At 35.9% G+C, this 21119-nt stretch carries 17 protein-coding genes, 5 tRNA genes and 1 pseudogene; 13 read left to right on the forward strand and 10 right to left on the reverse strand.

The features are described 5' to 3' along the window. The first annotated feature begins 442 nt into the window (after nt 1-442). The 6 genes from ACPUVN_RS08725 to ACPUVN_RS08750 all read left to right on the forward strand — a co-directional run bounded on the left by ACPUVN_RS08725 (nt 443) and on the right by ACPUVN_RS08750 (nt 5076). Nucleotides 443-1069, forward strand: a complete 627-nt coding sequence (locus tag ACPUVN_RS08725) for a 50S ribosomal protein L25/general stress protein Ctc (RefSeq protein ID WP_426370473.1) — start codon at nt 443-445, stop codon at nt 1067-1069. Nucleotides 1070-1089: 20 nt separating this feature from the next. Continuing rightward, nucleotides 1090-1674, forward strand: a complete 585-nt coding sequence (gene pth, locus ACPUVN_RS08730; RefSeq protein ID WP_426356999.1) for an aminoacyl-tRNA hydrolase — start codon at nt 1090-1092, stop codon at nt 1672-1674. An 81-nt stretch (nt 1675-1755) separates the two neighbouring features. Beyond that, nucleotides 1756-2847 (forward strand): redox-regulated ATPase YchF, encoded by a 1092-nt coding sequence (gene ychF, locus ACPUVN_RS08735; RefSeq protein ID WP_426356998.1) that lies wholly within the window; start codon nt 1756-1758, stop codon nt 2845-2847. A gap of 160 nt (nt 2848-3007) precedes the next feature. Then, nucleotides 3008-3481 (forward strand): DUF2947 family protein, encoded by a 474-nt coding sequence (locus ACPUVN_RS08740; protein ID WP_426356997.1) that lies wholly within the window; start codon nt 3008-3010, stop codon nt 3479-3481. Between the two features lie 15 nt (nt 3482-3496). Then, entirely contained in the window at nt 3497-4489 is a 993-nt protein-coding gene (gene rlmF / locus ACPUVN_RS08745; protein ID WP_426356996.1) for a 23S rRNA (adenine(1618)-N(6))-methyltransferase RlmF, read from the forward strand. 146 nt (nt 4490-4635) lie between these two features. Continuing rightward, nucleotides 4636-5076, forward strand: a complete 441-nt coding sequence (locus ACPUVN_RS08750; protein WP_426356995.1) for a hypothetical protein — start codon at nt 4636-4638, stop codon at nt 5074-5076. A 101-nt stretch (nt 5077-5177) separates the two neighbouring features. On the opposite strand, the gene ACPUVN_RS08755 is transcribed toward ACPUVN_RS08750, so the two are convergent. The 3 genes from ACPUVN_RS08755 to ACPUVN_RS08765 form a co-directional block, all read right to left on the reverse strand. Continuing rightward, nucleotides 5178-6221: an AI-2E family transporter gene (locus ACPUVN_RS08755; RefSeq protein ID WP_426356994.1), complete on the reverse strand. Its 1044-nt coding sequence runs from the start codon at nt 6219-6221 to the stop codon at nt 5178-5180. 166 nt (nt 6222-6387) lie between these two features. Next, a complete protein-coding gene (locus ACPUVN_RS08760; RefSeq protein WP_426370474.1) occupies nt 6388-8916 on the reverse strand; it encodes an ABC transporter permease in 2529 nt (842 codons plus the stop codon). Further along, on the reverse strand, nt 8904-9692 hold the full coding sequence (locus ACPUVN_RS08765) for an ABC transporter ATP-binding protein (RefSeq protein WP_426356992.1): 789 nt from the start codon (nt 9690-9692) through the stop codon (nt 8904-8906). The genes ACPUVN_RS08760 and ACPUVN_RS08765 overlap by 13 nt, the downstream gene beginning before the upstream one ends. Between ACPUVN_RS08765 and ACPUVN_RS08770 the strand changes: the two genes are divergently transcribed. Further along, nucleotides 9691-10308, forward strand: coding sequence for an arylesterase (locus tag ACPUVN_RS08770; protein WP_426356991.1), 618 nt, complete (start codon nt 9691-9693; stop codon nt 10306-10308). The genes ACPUVN_RS08765 and ACPUVN_RS08770 overlap by 2 nt on opposite strands. A gap of 516 nt (nt 10309-10824) precedes the next feature. Here the strand turns inward: ACPUVN_RS08770 and ACPUVN_RS08775 are convergent. From ACPUVN_RS08775 to ACPUVN_RS08800, 6 genes and pseudogenes are all read right to left on the reverse strand, one after another. Further along, nucleotides 10825-11777, reverse strand: a pseudogene (locus ACPUVN_RS08775) (IS30 family transposase). A gap of 666 nt (nt 11778-12443) precedes the next feature. After that, a tRNA-Glu gene (locus ACPUVN_RS08780) sits at nt 12444-12519 on the reverse strand. 89 nt (nt 12520-12608) lie between these two features. Continuing rightward, a tRNA-Glu gene (locus tag ACPUVN_RS08785) sits at nt 12609-12684 on the reverse strand. A gap of 139 nt (nt 12685-12823) precedes the next feature. Next, a tRNA-Glu gene (locus tag ACPUVN_RS08790) sits at nt 12824-12899 on the reverse strand. A 123-nt stretch (nt 12900-13022) separates the two neighbouring features. After that, nucleotides 13023-13098, reverse strand: a tRNA-Glu gene (locus tag ACPUVN_RS08795). 122 nt (nt 13099-13220) lie between these two features. Beyond that, nucleotides 13221-13296 (reverse strand) — tRNA-Ala (locus ACPUVN_RS08800). 378 nt (nt 13297-13674) lie between these two features. Here ACPUVN_RS08800 and ACPUVN_RS08805 point away from each other — a divergent pair. From ACPUVN_RS08805 to yfbR, 3 genes are all read left to right on the forward strand, one after another. Beyond that, the gene (locus tag ACPUVN_RS08805) at nt 13675-14568 is read left to right on the forward strand and encodes a gluconeogenesis factor YvcK family protein (protein WP_426356989.1); all 894 of its coding nucleotides are present in this window, start codon (nt 13675-13677) and stop codon (nt 14566-14568) included. 275 nt (nt 14569-14843) lie between these two features. Beyond that, nucleotides 14844-16061 (forward strand): pyridoxal phosphate-dependent aminotransferase, encoded by a 1218-nt coding sequence (locus ACPUVN_RS08810; protein ID WP_426356988.1) that lies wholly within the window; start codon nt 14844-14846, stop codon nt 16059-16061. A gap of 7 nt (nt 16062-16068) precedes the next feature. Continuing rightward, nucleotides 16069-16665 (forward strand): 5'-deoxynucleotidase, encoded by a 597-nt coding sequence (gene yfbR / locus ACPUVN_RS08815; RefSeq protein WP_426356987.1) that lies wholly within the window; start codon nt 16069-16071, stop codon nt 16663-16665. 64 nt (nt 16666-16729) lie between these two features. Here the strand turns inward: yfbR and ACPUVN_RS08820 are convergent, their stop codons facing one another. Next, nucleotides 16730-17227 carry a hypothetical protein gene (locus tag ACPUVN_RS08820; RefSeq protein ID WP_426356986.1) on the reverse strand — a complete coding sequence of 166 codons (498 nt, stop codon included), beginning with the start codon at nt 17225-17227 and terminating at the stop codon, nt 16730-16732. A gap of 556 nt (nt 17228-17783) precedes the next feature. On the opposite strand from ACPUVN_RS08820, the gene ACPUVN_RS08825 reads away from it, so the two are divergent. The 3 genes from ACPUVN_RS08825 to xthA all read left to right on the forward strand — a co-directional run bounded on the left by ACPUVN_RS08825 (nt 17784) and on the right by xthA (nt 21112). Continuing rightward, a complete protein-coding gene (locus ACPUVN_RS08825; protein ID WP_426356985.1) occupies nt 17784-19514 on the forward strand; it encodes an acetolactate synthase 3 large subunit in 1731 nt (576 codons plus the stop codon). Next, nucleotides 19514-20011, forward strand: coding sequence for an acetolactate synthase small subunit (gene ilvN, locus ACPUVN_RS08830; protein ID WP_426370475.1), 498 nt, complete (start codon nt 19514-19516; stop codon nt 20009-20011). Before ACPUVN_RS08825 ends, ilvN begins: the two co-directional genes overlap by 1 nt. A 294-nt stretch (nt 20012-20305) precedes the next feature. Continuing rightward, nucleotides 20306-21112 (forward strand): exodeoxyribonuclease III, encoded by an 807-nt coding sequence (gene xthA, locus ACPUVN_RS08835; protein ID WP_426356981.1) that lies wholly within the window; start codon nt 20306-20308, stop codon nt 21110-21112. The last annotated feature ends 7 nt before the right edge of the window (nt 21113-21119 follow it).

Consider the following 21119-nt stretch of genomic DNA (forward strand, 5'->3'; position numbering starts at 1 on the left):
TACACTATCCAGCACGGGGGCAAGCCCCCGAGATTTACGCTTCGCTAGTTAAATTCTCGCCCTTCGGGGCTCATTAGCAAACTAATAACATCACAAAATTAAAAAAATATAGAATAACTATGTTTAATCAATTTTTCTTGTTCTAAGCTTGCTAATGTAGCTCTAAGTTGCTCAATAAATTAATCCGTTTGGTATAAATCTAAATTCAATGTTATATCCTGTCTCAAAACCTAAAAATAAGCTTAATTTATAGGGCAAGTAAGTTAGTGCATTATAAAGCTAGGTTTTCTTATATATAAGCTTGGCTTTGCCTTACTCAAAATGTTACTATTGCGCGCCTTTTTTAGGTGATGTTCACTCATCATTGAGATAAAAAAGGAATATCGTTATTTTTGGTCGCAAAAAATAACACCTAATTAACTTATTTTATAAAGAGTATAATATGACTGATTTATTAACTTTAGATGCTGAAGTACGTACAGACCTTGGGAAAGGTGCGAGCCGCCGCCTACGTCACGCGAACAAAGTTCCAGCAATTCTATACGGTGAAGGTAAAGATCCAATTTCTTTAACGTTAGCGCACAAAAATGTTTTCCGTGCACAACAAGAAGAAGCGTTTTACACGCAAGTAATTACATTAAACATTGGCGGCAAGCCAGTTGAATGTTTAATTAAAGACATGCAACGTCATCCGTTCAAGCAAGTAGTAATGCACTTAGATTTCTTACGCATTGATGCAACTCACGCTGTTCAATCTAACACGCCTATTCACTTCTTAAACGAAGAAGAAGCAGCGAAGAAAGGTGGCGTAATTGCTCATCACATCAACGAAATCGCAGTAACTTGTTTACCAGGTGATTTACCAGAATTCATTGAAGTAGATCTTGCTTCTCTTGAAGTTGGTCAAACGTTACATTTATCAGATATCACACTTCCAAAAGGTGTTACTTCTGATGAATTAACTAAAGGCGAAAGCCATGACCAAGCTGTTGTTACTTCAAATGCACCTAAAGGCGCATCTGATGAAGACGAAGAAGCAGCACCTGAAGAAACACCAGCTGAATCATAATTCTTAGGACTTATCCTTAGATGACTATTCAGTTAGTGGTGGGCCTGGGTAATCCAGGCCCCGAATATACTAAAACCCGCCATAATGCCGGTGTATGGTTTGTAGAAGAACTTGCATCTCGTTACAACATATCTTTAAGACCTGAAAAAAAATACTTTGGCCTTTACGGCAAAGGTTATATAGGTGAACAACTTGTTCATTTACTTATTCCCACGACTTTTATGAATCGAAGTGGTCAGGCAGTTGCACCTCTTGCTAATTTTTATCGTATTCCCGTAGAAGATATTCTTGTTGCTCACGATGAATTAGACATGGAACCTGGTGCTTGTAAAATTAAAAAAGGCGGTGGCCATGGCGGCCATAATGGCTTACGAGATATAATTTCTTGTATGGCTAATAATAAAGATTTCTACCGTTTACGTCTTGGTATTGGCCATCCTGGTCATAGAGAGCGCGTAACAGGTCATGTGCTTGGCAAAGCGCCAGCAAACGAGCAAAGCTTAATCGACCAATGTGTTGATGAAGCAAGCCGATGCTTTGAAATATGGTTAAAAGACGATCTTAAAAAAGCACAAAATCGTCTACATTCTTTCAAAGCACTATAAATAATTTATATTCTATAACGGTAAATAATCAGTTATAGAATAAACATAAAACAGCATTCAAACTTTAATAGGAATAATCTCATGGGATTTAAATGTGGTATCGTTGGTTTACCAAACGTAGGTAAATCTACCCTTTTCAATGCGTTAACCAAAGCTGGTATCGAAGCAGCAAACTTCCCTTTTTGTACTATTGAGCCAAACACGGGTGTTGTACCTGTTCCTGATCCTCGTTTAGATGCACTTTCTGCCATCGTAAAACCTGAACGTGTATTAGCAACCACAATGGAATTCGTTGATATTGCGGGTTTAGTTGCTGGTGCATCAAAAGGTGAAGGTTTAGGTAACAAATTCTTAGCTAACATTCGTGAAACAGATGCTATTGGTCATGTTGTTCGTTGTTTTGATAATGACAACATTATTCATGTTGCGAATAAAATCAGCCCTCTTGATGATATTGAAGTAATTAATACTGAATTAGCTTTGTCTGATATGGATACAGCTGAGCGTGCCATTTTCCGTTTAGCTAAAAAAGCTAAAGGCGGCGATGCTGACGCTAAATTTGAAATGCCTGTATTAGAAAAAATATTAAAGCATGTTGAAGAAGGCAATATGGTGCGTTCTTTAGATTTATCTAAAGAAGAAAAAGCCGCTGTTGACTACCTTAACTTTTTAACAATTAAACCTACGATGTATATCGCTAATGTAAATGATGATGGTTTTGAAAATAACCCTTACCTTGATCAAGTACAAAAGATAGCTGACAACGAAGGTGCTATTGTAGTTGCTGTTTGTGCTGAAATTGAAAGTGAATTATCTGAAATGGATGATGAAGACCGTGTTGAATTTATGGCTGATCTTGGGTTAGAAGAACCTGGACTTAATCGTGTTATCAATGCAGGTTATTCTTTACTTAACTTACAAACCTACTTTACTGCTGGTGTAAAAGAAGTAAGAGCATGGACCGTTAAACAAAATGCTACAGCGCCTCAAGCAGCGGGTGTTATTCATACCGATTTTGAAAAAGGCTTTATCCGTGCTGAAGTTGTTGCCTATGATGATTTCATTGAATTCAACGGTGAGTCAGGCGCTAAAGAAGCTGGGAAATGGCGTTTAGAAGGTAAAGAATACAGAGTTAAAGATGGTGACGTTGTTCACTTTAGATTTAACGTTTAATTGTAATTACCAATTAAAAACAGAAACCAGCTAACGGCTGGTTTTTTTATGCCTATTTTCAGGTCTCGCTATTATACCAAGTTGATTAACAGATCACTCGAATGTCTGTATAATGCTAAGTTGATTAATTGCTCGGTACTCACTCAAAAAAATAAACCTTATGAACTATACCCCTCTTGAAGAATTAAAAAACGCTTGGATCTTTAAACATAAAAGTTTACCTCTTGCTCCAGCTGACTTAAATAAAATTAAACCTATGCAAGCCACCCGAGCAAATACGTTATGGGATACTTTTATTAGTAAGCAAGTTGACCATCCAGACTTTTTCAAAAAAGGTGATTGGGCATTTAACCAAGCAAACTGGATTGATACGGCAAATTGGGAACGTGATTGGGATAGCGAAAAAACAGAACTACCTGAGTTAATTCTAGAATATATAACATGGGATAATAATACCGTTGTTTATTTCTGTAGTGCTCGAAACAATATTATTGAAACAACATGGGCGATTTTCAAACGCTGTTGGAAAAACTTTTTATTTATGGATGACGGTACAATTTTAATGGGTAAAAAAAGAAAAGAAACAGTGCAGTTCTTATCAAATGGTACTTTTAAAATTGGCTCTAAGGGATAGAACATTATCAATAACGTGACCAATAATGCTAACAGCCTTGCAGCAACAGTTTCTAAAACTAAAAACAAGCTGCATCCAAGAAACAAACATAAAAACAATTATGATTTTACTGAGTTATGCTCATTAACGCCTGAGTTAAAGTCGTATGTTTTTACCAATGAATATAATAATGAAACCATTGATTTTTCAAATGATGAAGCGGTTTTACTGCTCAACAAAAGCTTATTAATTGCCAATTATGGACTTTCATTTTGGGATATTCCTAAAGGAAGTTTGTGCCCACCTATTCCTGGGCGAGCTGATTACATTCATTACTTAGCGGATTTATTAAAAGAAACTAATCACAATAAAATTCCACATAAAGAAACCATAAAGGTTTTAGACATAGGTACAGGAGCTAACTGTATTTACCCGATTATTGGTACTTCTCAGTACCATTGGGAATTTGTAGGAACCGATGTTAATGACTCGTCAATAACATCAGCAGAAAAAATTGTTCAGCAAAATGATTCTCTGATAAACAAAGTAGAAATAAGAAAACAGCTGTCTACACATTCTATTTTTAAGGGTGTGATACAAGCACATGAAAAATACGATTTAACTTTATGCAACCCACCTTTTCATTCATCTGAAGAAGAAGCGACTAAGGTTTCTCATCGTAAAAGAAATAATCTGAATAAAAATAAAAAGACTGAGTCTACTCTTAATAGTCCATTAAATTTTGGTGGAACTAGTAATGAATTATGGTGTGAAGGTGGCGAAGTGAGTTTTATTCATAAAATGATCAAAGAAAGCCGCTTATTTTCATCACAGGTTTTATGGTTTACTTGCTTAGTTTCTAAAAAAGAACACTTACGGACAGTACAATTAGCTCTTAAGAAAGCCAATTGTACTCAGGTTAAAGTCGTAAAAATGGAACAAGGTCAAAAGATAAGCCGCTTTATTGCATGGAGTTTTTTATCAGCTGATGATGTTAGCCAATGGCAAGCTGAAAGATTTAATAAGTAACTTCGGTCTGAATAAGTAGTTATGTTTAATAATCGTACTACTTATCGAGCATTATAAATCAGTACTTTAAAACTCATTACCCAAATTTCAGGTTAAGTAACGTATACATTAACCCATATTAATTATATTTTTAGAAAGTGAAAAAGATGTCATATACAGAACAAGAAATTAGAAGTGCTGCAACTCAATTAACTGAAGCGTTTGGTGAATTATTAACGTGGCACTGGGAAGAAGATAAGCATGTTTTATTAGCTGAATTTGCTAGCGGTAAAACAGATAAAGTCGTCGCTATATTAAATAAATACTACGCTGATGAATGGAACAGAAAATCAATTAAATATGCGCCTAATACCGTCACTCAAGAATTAGGTGGTTACGCGAAACTTGTAAAAGAGCAGCGTGTTTTTACTAACTCTCCAACTGAGAATGAAAAGACTGTTGTTTCACTTTTATGGCCTTGGGGTCACGGTTCTACGCTATCGTTACGTTTAACTTTATTAGAAACACCTTATGAATATGTTGAAGCTCCGCAAACTGAAAACTTCATCACTAGGTTATTTAATAAAATAAAACGCATACTCGCTTAAACTCAAATTTAATCTGTTTAAGAAAAAAGAGTTAAACTAATGAGTTTTACCTAATGCTGGTATGGCATGAGGTTAGTTGAGTATTCAACTAACCAAAAGTATTAAGATTCGTTAGATAATAAAATAGAAAACCAACGCCCTTCTTCAGAATTTTCTAACGCTATTTTGATGATCATCGTTAAAGGTACAGATAACAACATACCTACAGTACCAAAAAGCCATCCCCAAAAAATTAACGATAAAAACACCACTAAAGTTGATAAACCTAAGCCTTTACCTAAATATTTCGGCTCTATTACATTACCCATGACCATATTAATAGTAACGTAACCTAAACCAATAGCTCCAGCAGGTCCTAAACCTAACTGTAACGCAGCTAGAGACACTGCAGGTACTGCAGCGATCATTGACCCTATATTAGGAATATAATTCAGTAGAAAGGCTAACACGCCCCATAATAAGTAAAACTCAAGTCCAAATAACCAAAGCATTAATGAAACACAAACACCTGTAGCAATACTCACTAAAGTTTTAATAGCGAGGTAATTATTTACTGAAGATAAAAAGCGATCGATTTGGTTCATTTTCATATCAGGATCATCTAATGCATGATGAATTTTTCGTGGTAATGACGGTGCTTCAAACAACATAAAAATAACAGTAATAATGATTAATAATAGATTAGCCATTACTCCGCCTAAACCACTTAATAAACTTGCAGCAAATCCCATAGCAGCGCTAGGGTCGAGATACTCAATAAGAACATCTGAAGAAATATGAATATTAAATTCGGCAAGTCTAGACGTTAACCAAACAAACTCCTCTTTCAGTTGCGCCTTGTACTGAGGTAATAATTCTGATAATTCTTGCGCTGATTGCCCAACAAGCCCACCAAGTAGCAAAACCAACATCATAATAGTGGCAATAATACCAACAATAGCGACAGGCTTAGGTATTTTATATTTGGCAGCTTTAACAATAAGGGGGTTACAGATAATCGCGATGAAAATAGATAATAAAAAAGGTACAACAATATTTGCTGCAATTTTTAAACCTGCAAATACAACAAATAGCGAAGCAGTAACAAGCAAGGCTTTTACAACACCTTGAGAATTCATTTTTCCAGTTTTTTCTAATAAGCTCATCCAGAAGCCTTGTTTAATTTTTAAGTCATAATAAAGAACAGTATACGATACTCGCTTCACTAAAGCATGAAACGAATATCACAAAAAAATAGCCTTGGAATAAGAATAAAAAGACAAGTACTAAAACTTAATACTTGTCTGGTTTACTCACTTATACATTATCCTTTTACATTGTTCGTCTTATCAAGGTAACACTCGATAAATTCAATAAACGCCAACAACTTAGCATGCCAATAACACCCACAAAAGCAGCACCTGCAGTAATACCAATCAGCCAAAACTCTAAGTGAAGATTAAAATCCATATCAAACACTTGGGTTTGTAAAAAGAACACCGCTATTTCCATCGCAATACTTGCCATTAAACCTGCAATAGCGCCTAAAGCAACAAACTCAAATAATACACTGTTACGTAAGAGTGAGCCTTTAGCACCTAATGTTCTTAATATCGCAAGTTCTCGCTCTCGCTCTTCCATACTGGCCTGTACTTGAGCAACAAGCACCAAACTACCCGCAAGCACTACAAGTACGAGGATAAGCTCTATCGCAATCGACATTTGATCTATCATGTTGGTTAATTGCTTCATAATGGCGTCAATATCAATAATTGAAATACTAGGATACTGCGATAAGAAGTCGAACATTAACGGTTTAATTTCTTCAGCCACTCGCCAAGCTGAAATTGACGTGCTATCTATTTCACTAAACGTCGACTTATTAAATATCATATAGAAATTAAGCTGCCTACTTTGCCAGTTAACGTCACGAATACTTGTTACAGGCACTGTAAATTCATCAGATCCAATAGTAAAAGTCAGTTGATCGCCATGTTCAATCGCTAGCTTTTCAGCAATATCTGCTTCAACAGAAACTTGTGGCGTTTCATCGCCCACGTCCCACCATTGTCCTTTAACAACTTCTGTTGATGGTGATAGTTCTTCTTGCCAAGTTAAGCTTAACTCTCTGCCTACACCTCTTCGACCTTCTGTTTCTTCTTCATCAGCTTTATCTGATCCTTTATCAACTTTAACGGTAGCTTCGCCATTAATCGCAGATAATCGTCCTCTAAATACTTGAAAGAAACCTTGAGTAACAATGTCGTTTTCTTCAGCAAAGTTAGCTATTTTAGGCACTTCATCATTTGTTATATTAATTAAATAATGGTTCGGTGTTCCTTCTGGCATTTGTTGCTGCCATTCAGACAAAATAGAACTCTTCATTACTGTGATCAATAAAAGTAATTTAATCGCTAAAGTAAAACTAACTAACTGAACACTATTTTCGTTAGCTCTACGTTTTAAGTTAGCAAAAGCTAGATGCATCGACTTACCCGCTTTAGTACCAGCCGTTCTGCCTAGCCCCATTAAAAACTTACCAACAAATAATAGAATAACTGACACAACAATGCCGCCAAATAACAGCGACGCACTCATTACTAAGTCATTACTAAAAATATAAAGTAATAAAAATAAAGCCAATAATGGGATAGCTTGATAGATATTTAACTTACTTGATGATTTTTCTTCAAAACCTTTAATAACGGCAATAGGTGATGTCGCTATTAATTTAGAAATGGGATGAATAGCAAAAGCAACGGCACAGATTAAGCCTGTAACTACAGCAATAGTAAACGGGCGTAATGTTAACGTACTTGAGGTTAACGACAGGTATTTTTCAATACCAAAAGCACCTAATTGCAATAATCCATAACCAACAAGTAAGCCCGTTAAAATGCTAATAACGCTTAGTAACGACCAATGTAATACGTACACTTTTTGAATATGTTTATTTGTTGCACCCAGCGCTTTAAAAACAGCAACTGTAGATTTATGACGTTGTCCGTATCGTCTGCTTGCAACAGCGACAGCAATTGCCGCTAAAACAATACCTAACATACTAGCAAGTGATAAGAATTTTTCTGCTGTATCTAAGGTTCTGCCAATTCGACTTTGGCTCGACTTAACATCAACCCAGTCTTGCGATTCGTTTAGTTTAGGCTTTATCCATTCACCAAATTCAATCAGATCATCATTGTCACCAGCAAATAAGTATTTATAAAATACTCGGCTACCCGGTTGAATTAATTCTGTTTTATCTAAATCAGAAATATTCATTATGATGGTAGGGTTAGAAAAAATACTGGCAAACGATCTATCAGGAATATTAACAATAACCCCTGCGATGGTGAATGAAGCAACACCAATTTCAACTTGATCGCCAATAGCTATTTCCATGCGTCCTAAAACGCCTTGATCTACCCACACTTCTCCAACATCGGGCGACTTAACGGCTATAGCGTTTTGTAAGTCACTTGATTTGGATACTAACAAGTCTCCTCTTAAAGGATAATCGCTTGTAACAATATCAAGGTCAGTTAATAGCATGTTGTCGCTTGAAAACACCATAGACTTTAACTGAACTTTTTGAGCATAATCGAAACCGTAACGCTCAGTTTCAGCTTTAATTTCTGCAGGAATAAGTGTACTTGTTCTTAAAACACGATCAGCAGCTAAAGTATTAACACTATTGGTGGTTAATGCTTGTTTAACTTGATCAGAAAATCCCGTTAAAGAGAAAACAGTAGCAACGGCTAAAACAATAGCCAAAAATACAATGGTAAGCTCGCCTTTGCGTAACTCATGATGTAGCAATCGTATAGATTGTTTAAACCAAGTAGCGCTTGTTAGTTTGGACATGTTTGTCCCTCGCCTAGCTCAACCTCATTGCTTATATTCTGGTTTTCAATTGTGCTATCAAGATTACTTTGATCTTGTGTTTCATTATCAGTGATCACTTCAGTTAAAACACCGCTATCCATTCTCACTTGTCGATTACATCGAGCAGCAAGTTTTGGATCATGTGTCACTAAAACTAAGGTTGTACCAAGTCGAGTATTTAAATCGAAAAGTAAATCTGCAATATATTTACCTGTTTTCGTGTCTAAGTTACCCGTAGGTTCATCAGCAAATAAAATATCAGGCTGAGAAATAAAGGCTCTTGCAATGGCAACACGTTGTTGTTCACCACCCGACAGCTGAGAAGGAAAATGATCTAACCGATCAGCTAATCCTACTTGATCGAGTAGTTTCATACCTTTCTCTTTAGCGTTATCTATATTCGCTAGTTCGGCAGGTAACATTACGTTTTCAAGCGCCGTTAAACTGTTAATAAGCAAGAATTGCTGAAAGATAAAACCAACATGCTCAGCACGTACTTGACTACGTTGCTCTTCATTAAATTGGTGTAATGGTTGGTTTTTAATATAAACTTCACCCGAGGTTGGTAAATCTAACCCCGCGAGAATGGATAATAACGTTGTTTTTCCTGAGCCAGAAGAGCCAACAATCGCTAATGTTTCTCCTGCATTAACTTGTAAATTTACAGGTTGTAATAATGACAGTGATTTGCCTTCTAGCTGAACAGACTTAGTTAAACCATTGACTTTTAATATAGATTCGGAATTTACCTTCATGAAAAAACATCCAATATTTACGTTAGTATTTTTATGTTATCTGCTAAGTGTTACAACAGTCTCTGCTAAAGATTCTATTTTACTCTTAGGTGATAGTGTTAGTGCAAGTTATGGTATGCAACAAAATGAGGGCTGGGTACACCTTCTCAATAAGCAATTAGACGAGCAAAATGCACCTTACTCAATTGTTAACGCTAGCATCAGCGGAGAAACAACAACTGGCGGTCTGTCTAGGCTAGAGAGCATATTAAGCAAAACTAAAGTTGACCATTTACTCATAGAACTTGGCGGTAATGATGGTTTAAGAGGCTTTCCTCCTAAACTTATTAAAAATAATTTGTTACAAATGATCGACATAGCGCAAAGTAAAAACATCCCAGTATCGCTATTTTCGATAAAAATCCCACCTAATTATGGACCTAGGTATACAACAATGTTCGAAGATGTATTTTCAACAGTAGCAAATGAAAAGTCGATTGAGCTGATCCCCTTCTTTGTAGAATTTGTTGCAGTTAAACCCGAGTTAATGCAAGCCGATGGTATTCATCCTAATGCAGAAGCTCAACCTCTTATTGCCGATATAGTTAGAGAAGATTTAAGAAAGTTATTAGAATAATAACGTATTATTTATAAGTTGCTCTATCAGGCAAGATTAAATGCTATCGAGCAACTTATAATACAAATCTACTCTTCAGGTTTGTACTATTTAGTTCTCTGCTGTAATTCCCTGCTTTAATTTTCTTAATGTAACTCATTTATCTTTCACAACAAATCACGAACTATAAGTTATTCACTGTAATTTACTCATAATAAGTCACACTTTACACTCTAGTCACCACTCACCATTACGATAAGCCACGAACTATTTCACACAAGTATAATTCACATACGCTAACTTGCTAATGAACATAATCCCCACAAATAAATTTCATGCGTTAGAGGGACTGTTGATCTTTCAGGATTAAATTTTATTCAATTTAAAACGAATTTAATCGCGATGTGAGCTTTGTCTAATAGTTATTCTCGGCTTTGTCTCCTGAGTCGCCCTACCTTCTGCATCCATGCAGTCGTATTAAAAAAGCGAACTTGGGTTATACGTCTTAGTATCAAGTTTGAAGTGCAACAAAAGTAGTTATTCATAAAAACATTCCTCCGGTGTTTTATAACCAAGTCGCTTCCTTGGTCTTGCATTTAATTTAGCAGCGATGATATTACATCGCTGTTGAGTTAATCCTTTCATTGATGTTCCTTTTACCAAATATTGTCTAATTAACCCGTTAGTATTTTCGTTGGTTCCACGCTCCCTGGAGTGATGTGGGTTAGCAAAATAATAAGGGCAGTTAGTTGCTTCTTCAACTTTCTTATATTGATGAAACTCGGTGCCGTTATCTGATGTGATGGTTTTAAATTGCTCTGGCATATTACTCATTAGTTTTATCGTTCGCTTATTGGTTGACTTGGTTGTCCTATCGTTTAATTGGCCTATTAAGGTGTAGCCAGTTTTTCGCTCAACCAGTGTAACGATACAATGTTTAGAGCCTTTTCCCATGACAGTATCTATTTCCCAATGACCTTTTTTTTACGCGTTTCTACCTCGCTAGGGCGTTCAGCTATATTGCGTTTATCGGCAAGTCTGCCGCGGCTATCATAAGCCTTATAACGTTTACGTCTTCGTTTTTGAGCGCAGCGCAATTGCTTCCATAACAAGCCACCTTTCTTTTTATCACGCCAAATATATCGGTAAATAGTTTCATGACTAAAGCAACGCAACCCTTGTCGTTTCAAGTGACCGGTAATTTGTTCAGGACTCCACTGTTTACGTAAAAGCTGTCGTACAATCGCGTAATCTTTTTCAGTAAAATGCTGATTTCGCCTTGAACGACTGCACCGTGCTCTTGTCCGTCGCTGTGCTTTTATGGGACGATATGAGCCGTCTTGATGCCAACAAGTGTTACGATTTATCTCGCGATAAATCGTACTTCGGTCTCTATTCATTGCTTTTGCAATGTTAGTAAAGCTTAGGCCTTGCCTTTTTAAGGCGGCTAACGTATATCTATCACCTTCGGTGAGCTGCTTGTATTTCATAGTGTTTTACTTCTTGGCGGGAGCAAAAAACTAAGAATATAGCAGTTCATCGTTTTTATTAAATTGGGTGTCGCACTTAGTATATGAATTCGGCCGTTACAACATAACCCAAGTACGGACTCCATGTAGGCAGCAATGAGTAAATTCGTTTTAAATGAACCCAGAGGGCAGCATGTGTTTGAAATTCCTAACTTTGGATAGACTGGGCGTTATCATATGTTCGAGTAGCCAGCTACACGTCACATACTCTGCCTTGTCTAAACACCAAACACCTTGGCTGTAAAAGTAATCTCGAAAGGTCAACAGACCCTAACGCCTAGTAATTTATTTAATTACATATTAAATACACACCCTCTCCTACTGCCCTACTATATTTTATAAATAAAAACTAAAGACATCACGATGTGTAAAACTAGCCATGGGAATGACTTAAAGAGTTGTTATAAGAATAGTTTAAAGTGCAGTTAAGCGTTGAATTAATTTTATTGATAGTGGTTTATTGACTAAGCTGGTTGGTGTAATTTGAATATTTAATTGAAGTTAACTCACTTGAACTAGCTAAGCTAAACAAAAAACATATAAATCATCAAATTTCAGACATAAAAAAACCGACATAAGTCGGTTTGTTTATTTCACTTTTACACTTAGTATGCAAAGCAGAATAAGTGGCATCCCTAAGGGGATTCGAACCCCTGTTACCGCCGTGAAAGGGCGGTGTCCTAGGCCTCTAGACGATAGGGACACTAAAACTTGTTAACTAATTAAAAATTAAATCAAGTAGTTACTATCTATTACTCTACACATACAAGAAAACTTGTATTAATTTAATGGTGGCATCCCTAAGGGGATTCGAACCCCTGTTACCGCCGTGAAAGGGCGGTGTCCTAGGCCTCTAGACGATAGGGACACAATATAAACATATAAAACAACCTAACAATATTATTATTTACATTAGCTCTAGCCTAGTGAGCTAAACAACAATATTAGTTCTTAAATACTTGTGTCTAAAATAACCATTAAACCTGTATTGTAACTATAAAAATGAGTGGCATCCCTAAGGGGATTCGAACCCCTGTTACCGCCGTGAAAGGGCGGTGTCCTAGGCCTCTAGACGATAGGGACACAATAACTTAAAACGCTTAACGTAAATATACTTGTAAAGAAACTCTAGCCTAGTGAGTTGCAAAATATATTACACATTTAAAGTGAGTGTCAAAAAACACATACTCATTTCTTTTAAAAAGTTGGCATCCCTAAGGGGATTCGAACCCCTGTTACCGCCGTGAAAGGGCGGTGTCCTAGGCCTCTAGACGATAGGGACACTAAAACTTGGTAATAAAGTAAATATTCCTACTTTATTATTTCAGTGCTATGAATAAATTCATAAGACACTAACTTTTTATTTTTACTATTTCGTTAAACTTCAACAAAACAATTAAATCTTGGTGGAGCTATGCGGGATCGAACCGCAGACCTCTTCGCTGCCAGCGAAGCGCTCTCCCAGCTGAGCTATAGCCCCGCTTTTGTAAAACTATAAAGTGGCCTAATACCTTATAACTTTACGCATCTAACAAGAACGTTAAGGACTTGTTGAAAGCGAGGCGCATTCTAAGCAGCGACCCCGATACTGTCAACACTTTTTTAATAAAAAAAGCGTATTTTTATAAGTATTTGCGCTAAGTGTTTACTTAACAAACAACTTGCTCAAATTTTGAATATAATAAGATTTACACTGGTTAATTATCGCCCTCTTTTAAAATACATTATAGAGTGAAGTATGAATAAAGTCTTAAAAATGAACGATACAGCTTATATAGCTTGCCCTGACAGTAATTCTGCTTTCTTTTTAGTATAATTGCAGGTAATCTTTTTGTACTTATATTTATAGAAATATTCTATGTCGTTAAAAAATCTGAATGTAGTTGCTATTGGTGGAGGTCACGGCTTAGGCAGAGTGCTTTCAACCTTCTCTTTCTTAGGTAATCAATTAACAGGTATTGTTGCCACTACAGATAATGGTGGTTCTACTGGCCGTTTAAGAAAGCGTAGCAGCTCTATTGCATGGGGAGACCTACGCAACTGTTTAACGCAATTAGTCGATAAAGATTCTATAGGTAGCCAATTATTCGATTTTAGATTTAATGGTGCAGATGAATTAGGAGGCCACAACCTCGGTAACCTTATTTTATATTCATTAGGTCAAATTCAAACACGTCCAATTGAATCAATAAAATTAGTTAGACGCATACTCGGTGTAAAAACAGCTGTATTACCTATGTCTGAAACCCCTACAGACTTAATGGCTTTTTATCCTGAAGGCAGATGTCGTGTTGGTGAACTTTCAGTTGATGAAATGCCAATTATGCCAAAAAACTTAATGTTAGCGCCTTTAGTTAAAACATTACCCGCATGTATTAAAGCGATAGAGGATGCCGATTTAATTATTTTAGGTCCTGGTAGCTTTTTAACAAGTATCATCCCTCCTCTACTTGTTAGAGATATATCTAATGCATTAAGAGATCGTAAAGGTCACTGTATTTTTATTGAAAACCTTGTTGCCGAAAAAAGTCCGTCAGCGAGTTTAACATTAGATGAAAAACTTGATTGGATTGAAGAAAACTTAGGTAGCTTACCTATTGATAGTGTTATTTGCCAAGATAAGTCAGTTACTTCAGAGAAAGTAAACGTTTGTTATAATGATTTAGAAAGCAGTGATGTAAAACATTATCACGATCAAGAAAAACTCATCAAAGCGATTGAAGCTTGCGCGAAACAAAACAATCTTTTTTAGATTTTACCTTCCTAAATTTACCTCCTATAAGCAATCAAACATACTAATAACATTAAATACATAAGTGCTTATTTAATGTTATAAAACTAATCTTATGTTTTACTGTACAAACGCTACTAATAATTAGATTATCTAACTTAAGAGATTTTTATAACAAAACTAATTTTTACAGATAGTTTATCTATAAATATCTCCAAATTTACTAGCTATGTAAAACGAAAAAATGTATGAATCGCACTTATCTATAACATCAAATATCGAGAAGAATCGTATTAATGAAAAAGATCAATAAATCATCAAAGCTAAAAAACGTCTGTTACGAAATACGCGGACAAATAGCAGCAGAAGCTCGTCGATTAGAAGACGATGGTCATAAAATTTTAAAACTGAATATTGGTAACCCTGCCCCATTTGGTTTTGAAGCCCCTGATGATATTTTGAAAGATGTAATTCGTAACTTACCAACAGCCCAAGGCTATAGCGATTCAAAAGGTATATATTCGGCACGTGTTGCTGTTATGCAGTACTTTCAGCAAAACAATATTAAAGACGTTAACGTTGATGATATTTACATTGGTAATGGCGTAAGTGAACTTATCGTTATGTCGATGCAAGGTTTGCTTAACAATGAAGACGAAGTATTAATTCCTGCGCCTGATTATCCATTATGGACAGCCTCTGTCGCATTATCAGGTGGTGTACCTGTTCATTACAAATGTGATGAAGAAAATCAGTGGTTTCCTAATATTGCTGATATGGAAAGTAAGATTAATGAAAATACCCGTGCGATTGTATTAATAAACCCTAACAACCCTACAGGTGCTGTTTATTCAAAAGAACTACTCCTCGATATTTTAGAACTCGCTAGAAAACATAGTTTAATTGTTTTTAGTGATGAGATTTACGACAAAATTTTATATGACGACGCTGTGCATATTCCTACAGCGAGTTTAGCGCAAGACGTGTTAATTATTACCATGGGTGGTTTATCTAAAAACTATCGCATTGCTGGCTTTAGAGCTGGCTGGATGGTGATCACAGGGCCTAAACTCCACGCAGAAGATTATTTAGAAGGTTTAAATATACTCTCTTCAATGCGCCTCTGTGCCAATGTACCTTGCCAACATGCTATTCAAACAGCTTTAGGCGGCTATCAAAGTATTAATGAGTTGATTAAAGATGACGGACGTTTTATCAAACAACGAAATCTAGCTCACAAATTGATTAACGAGATTGATGGTTTATCGTGTAACCCTGCGATGGGTGCCTTGTATTTATTCGTAAAAGTTGATGCTGAAAAGTTCAATATTACAAACGATGAGAAAATGATATTAGACCTACTTAAACAAGAGAAAATACTGCTTGTTCACGGTAGCGCTTTTAACATCGTAGAAAAAAATTACTTTAGGCTCGTTTTCCTTCCACATACTGATGAATTAATTCAGGCAATGGCTAAGTTAAAGAATTTCTTTAGTACCTACAGTCAATTATAGGAAAATTATGCAAAGTACGTTTTTAGCTTGGATGTTTAGAATGCCCCTCATCAAACGATGGGCATTAATGTTTTGTGTCAAACCTGAAAACGTAGCAGAGCACTCACACCAAGTGGCTATTGTTGCTCATTTATTGGCAGTTATTAAAAACAAAAAATTTAATGGCAGTGTAAATGCAGACCGAGTAGCAACAGTCGCCTTGTATCATGAAGCCAGCGAGACTCGTTACGGTGATATAGTGAGTCCAACTAAGTATGCTAACCCTGAAATTGCACGTGAATTTAAAAAGATAGAATACCTTGCTGAGCAAGAATGTTTAGCGTCTTTACCTGAAGAGTTTCAAGATATTTTTGCTGATCTTATCGTGCAAGATAATGTTGAAGCAGAATATAAAAGCATCGTAAAAGCGGCAGATATTCTCGTGGCTTATATCAAAGCGCTGGATGAGTTAAATCATCAGAATCATGAATTTGATCACGTTGAAGAGCGTTTAGGTAAAAAGATAGAACAAATACAACAAGACATGCCAGAAGTTAAATACTTTATGGATATGTTTTTACAAGCATGTTCTGCAACTGTAGATAAACTTTCCACGCAAAAATAAATAACCCCTTAGGCTTATTCCTTAGTATTAAGCCTAAGACCCCATCTCATGCGAGTATCAGCACTTATTTTTTAAGTAGAGCAAACATATACGTGTAGGCGTATAAAGTTGTAAAAACAATACTCGGTGCAACGGTTAAGAATAAATTAGGTGTTTGATTAATCACATTCACCAAAAGCACTAAACTTGATTGCACCGCAATAGGCATAATAGGAGCAAACAAAGTTCCCGCTACCTTTTTACCTTTGAAATAAGACGCTGATAAATTAATGGCATTATTAAAACTTTGGCGTATAGCAACATTCTGAGGTGTTTTAGAGTGAAACATACATAAAATAGGCGTTACAAAAGCTAAAGACAAACAACTAGCTCGATACTTATTAACCACCCTTTCTAAAATAAAAGTAAAAAACAAAGTAACAAAACCACTATATAAGCCTTGAACCAAAGCAGCCTGAAGCGTTACTGACTCAGGAATATTATCTGCACTATTCGCCCAATATGCCCAACCAAAGTAAAAAACAAATGACACAACGCCAGATAATATAAGTCGACTATTCAATTCAATTCCTCAATATGTTTTATATTTATAACCTAAGTTCGAGATAAGCATAACGCCTAACATTCTTACTAGACCGTTCATCATAGTTGTTTCATTCATAATTGTTTTAAAACAAAATCTTTTAAAACAAAGGTTTTAAAAATTAATAATAATAAATTCAAATTAATGAACTTAAATCACAACAAGTAATATCAATCAGTATGGTTCATAAATAGTTATTTTTACCTCAAATGATTTAATTTTAATTAAAGCGCTTAAAATAATAATTAACTATTGACACTTTAATACAAACCCTTTAAAAATACAGTCATAGTTTATTCCAATAACACGCGTTTAAAATAATTAACGCCAAATAAAAAAACACAATTATGTTATTAAAAAAATTACACAATGTTGTCCTCGTAGTCGTTATGGTTGTCAGACCATCGCGAGGATTTTTAGTGTAAAAAATATAATGAATAAACCACACTATTATTAAACCCTCGCTCTTACTTAGACCGAGGGTTTTTTATTATTTATAACTTTTCAAATGTAACATCAGACAAAGGGCAATAATATGACAACAGAGCTATATACAGGTGCTGAAATGGTAGTTAAAGCGCTATCTGCACTTGATGTTAAATATGTATTTGGTTATCCAGGTGGCTCAGTACTCGATATTTACGATGCTATCTTTCAACAAGATGACTTCGAACATATCCTAGTACGCCATGAACAAGCCGCAACACATATGGCAGACGGTTACACACGAGCAACAGGTGAAGTTGGTGTGGTACTAGCAACATCAGGACCTGGCGCTACCAACTGTGTTACAGGTATTGCGACGGCTTATATGGATTCAATCCCTATGGTTGTTTTAGCGGGTCAAGTTGCTACAACATTAATTGGCGATGATGCATTCCAAGAAACCGATATTATTGGTTGTTCGCGACCTATCGTTAAACATAGCTTTAACTGTCGTAAGATTGAAGAAATCCCTAATATTATTGCTAAAGCCTTTTATATTGCTAATTCAGGTCGCCCTGGCCCTGTTGTTATTGAATTACCTAAAGACTTATTAATTCCTGAAAAGAAAGCGAAATACTCAATCAATATTAACGTCGACATGCGTTCATATAACCCTACGGTTACAGGTCATCCTAAACAAATAAAAAAAGCCGCTAAACTGATTTCAGAAGCTAAAAAATTAGTCGTTTATTCAGGTGGAGGAATTGTTATAGCGAATGCTGCCGACCTACTTACCGAGTTAGTAGAAACCTTAAAAGCTCCTATCACAAATACCTTAATGGGTTTGGGCGGCATTTCAGGCGTTCATGAGAACTTTATCGGTATGTTAGGTATGCACGGTAGCTTAGAAGCTAACAAAACCATGGCGAATGCTGATGTTATTTTAGCGTTAGGAGCTCGCTTTGATGATCGCGTTACGAATAATGTTAAAAAATTCTGCCCAAATGCAAAAATAATTCATGTTGATATAGACCCAACGTCAATCTCTAAAACTATAAACGCTCATGTACCTATTGTTGGTTTAGTGGATATTGTTATTCAACAGTTACTTGATGAATTAAAAGAAACCAATTACCAACCTGATGAAGACGCTTTAAAAGCATGGTGGGCACAAATAAACGAATGGCGTGCCGCGAAAAGCTTTAGTTATGTACCTGAAGAAAAAGGCGCAAAGATCAAACCGCAACATGTGGTTGAATCTATGTACCGCATAACTAATGGTGAAGCTTATGTATGTTCTGATGTAGGTCAACATCAAATGTTTGCCGCGCAATATTACCCGTTTGCAAAACCACGACAATGGATCAACTCAGGTGGCTTAGGCACCATGGGCTTTGGTTTACCTGCAGCTATGGGTGTTAAATTAGCCTTTCCAGATAAGCACGTAATCTGCATCACAGGTGATGGTTCTATTCAAATGAACATTCAAGAGCTTTCAACCTGTTTGCAGTACAACTTACCTGTAGTCATTGTTACTTTAAATAATCGTTCATTAGGTATGGTAAGACAATGGCAAGACATGGTTTATGGCGGTCGACATTCATCATCTTACATGGAGTCACTACCTAACTTTATTAAAATAGCTGAAGCTTATGGTCACGTAGGCATCGAAATTAATGAATTAGCTGAGCTTGATTTAAAACTTGAAGAAGCTTTTGCTATCAAAAATCGTTTAGTGTTTGTTGATGTATTAGTTGATGAACTAGAGCATGTTTACCCAATGCAAATTAAAACAGGTGCAATAGATGAAATGTGGCTGAAAAAAGGAGTTAAAGCATAATGCGTCGTATCCTAGCAATATTATTAGAAAACGAACCAGGTTCATTATCACGAATTGTTGGCCTTTTTTCACAACGTGCTTTTAACATTGAAAGCTTAACCGTTGCTCCAACTGAAGATGCTTCACTATCACGTATCACCATAGCTACACGTGGCGATGATAAAGTGCTTGAGCAAATACTTAAACAAGTCAATAAGCTTATTGACGTAATAAAAGTGACTGACTTAACAGATCGTGAACACGTTGAGCGCGAACTAATATTAATAAAAGTATTAGCTATGAACGATAAGTCGCGAACTGAAGTTAAACGTATTACTGATATTTTTAGAGGTTCTATTATTGATATCGGTAAGCAAACTTATACTATTCAGTTAACAGGTAACGCAGACAAGATTAATGCTTTTATTGAGACTTTAGGCAACGAAACTGAAATCATAGAATCTGTTCGTTCAGGCTGTGTGGGTATCGCTCGTGGCGAGAAAGCCCTAAGAGTTTAAATAACCTGAGATCGGCTTAATATATTATTCTCTAACAGCTACTTTTACTTGCTTCATCGTTAAATTTTATGAGTAATAATTTCAATGAATTAAAAACATCTTAAACCTAGTTCAGGTTAAATTATCTTTAATCATTAAGTATTACATTATATAAATAAAGGGGCGTTCATCATGTAACTCCCCTTTTCGCTTAAATGACTATTTACAATAATTATCTATAAACAGGCACTTTTACATTCACTCTATTTGCCACTTCTGTTAGCATTATCGCCAAGTTAACTATGGGTAAAATTCATGAAAATCATCTCTTTTAATATCAATGGCCTTCGCGCGCGTTTACATCAATTACAAGCTATTATCGACAAGCATCAACCTGACATTATCGGTTTACAAGAAATTAAAGTTCATGATGAAGCTTTTCCGTTAGCCGATGTAGAAGCCATGGGATATTCAGTTTATTTTCATGGTCAAAAAGCCCATTACGGCGTTGCTATGTTATGTAAAAAACCTGCAGATAGCGTGCAAAAAGGTTTTCCTACTGATGACGAAGAAGCGCAAAAAAGAATGATCATGGTGACTACCACCAATGAAAAAGGTGAGAAAGTAACTGTACTAAATGGTTATTTCCCACAAGGCGACAACATTTCGCACGAAACTAAATACCCGTACAAACGTCAATTTTATAAAGATTTAATGACTTACCTAAATGAACATCACACGCCTGATGAAAATGTTGTAGTGATGGGCGATATTAATATATCACCTACCGATTTAGATATTGGTATAGGCGCGCCAAATCAAAAACGTTGGTTACAAACAGGTAAATGTAGCTTCCAACCAGAAGAGCGTGAATGGCTTAAAACATTAATGGATTGGGGCTTTAAAGACACCTTTAGAGAACTACATCCTACGCGTGAAGAAAGATACTCGTGGTTTGATTACCGCTCAAAAGGTTTTCCTGATAACCGAGGTTTACGCATAGATGTTGTTTTAGCAACACCTGAGCTAGCTAAAACTTGTGTTGAATCTGATATAGATTACGAATTACGTGGCATAGAAAAACCATCTGATCATGCGCCTATTTGGTCAACATTCGAGTAACTATAAA

It is taken from the genome of Pseudocolwellia antarctica (genome assembly GCF_049933045.1).
Lineage (GTDB): Bacteria > Pseudomonadota > Gammaproteobacteria > Enterobacterales > Alteromonadaceae > Pseudocolwellia.

Excerpts from the sequence above, each read along its gene's own strand:
- ACPUVN_RS08770 (WP_426356991.1), top strand. The coding sequence starts at position 9,691 with ATGAAAAAACATCCAATATTTACGTTAGTATTTTTATGTTATCTGCTA.
- xthA (WP_426356981.1), top strand. The coding sequence starts at position 20,306 with ATGAAAATCATCTCTTTTAATATCAATGGCCTTCGCGCGCGTTTACAT.
- ACPUVN_RS08760 (WP_426370474.1), bottom strand. The coding sequence starts at position 8,916 with ATGTCCAAACTAACAAGCGCTACTTGGTTTAAACAATCTATACGATTG.
- ACPUVN_RS08740 (WP_426356997.1), top strand. The coding sequence starts at position 3,008 with ATGAACTATACCCCTCTTGAAGAATTAAAAAACGCTTGGATCTTTAAA.
- ilvN (WP_426370475.1), top strand. The coding sequence starts at position 19,514 with ATGCGTCGTATCCTAGCAATATTATTAGAAAACGAACCAGGTTCATTA.
- ACPUVN_RS08805 (WP_426356989.1), top strand. The coding sequence starts at position 13,675 with ATGTCGTTAAAAAATCTGAATGTAGTTGCTATTGGTGGAGGTCACGGC.
- pth (WP_426356999.1), top strand. The coding sequence starts at position 1,090 with ATGACTATTCAGTTAGTGGTGGGCCTGGGTAATCCAGGCCCCGAATAT.
- ACPUVN_RS08755 (WP_426356994.1), bottom strand. The coding sequence starts at position 6,221 with ATGAGCTTATTAGAAAAAACTGGAAAAATGAATTCTCAAGGTGTTGTA.
- ACPUVN_RS08810 (WP_426356988.1), top strand. The coding sequence starts at position 14,844 with ATGAAAAAGATCAATAAATCATCAAAGCTAAAAAACGTCTGTTACGAA.
- ychF (WP_426356998.1), top strand. The coding sequence starts at position 1,756 with ATGGGATTTAAATGTGGTATCGTTGGTTTACCAAACGTAGGTAAATCT.
- ACPUVN_RS08825 (WP_426356985.1), top strand. The coding sequence starts at position 17,784 with ATGACAACAGAGCTATATACAGGTGCTGAAATGGTAGTTAAAGCGCTA.
- yfbR (WP_426356987.1), top strand. The coding sequence starts at position 16,069 with ATGCAAAGTACGTTTTTAGCTTGGATGTTTAGAATGCCCCTCATCAAA.
- ACPUVN_RS08750 (WP_426356995.1), top strand. The coding sequence starts at position 4,636 with ATGTCATATACAGAACAAGAAATTAGAAGTGCTGCAACTCAATTAACT.
- ACPUVN_RS08725 (WP_426370473.1), top strand. The coding sequence starts at position 443 with ATGACTGATTTATTAACTTTAGATGCTGAAGTACGTACAGACCTTGGG.
- ACPUVN_RS08765 (WP_426356992.1), bottom strand. The coding sequence starts at position 9,692 with ATGAAGGTAAATTCCGAATCTATATTAAAAGTCAATGGTTTAACTAAG.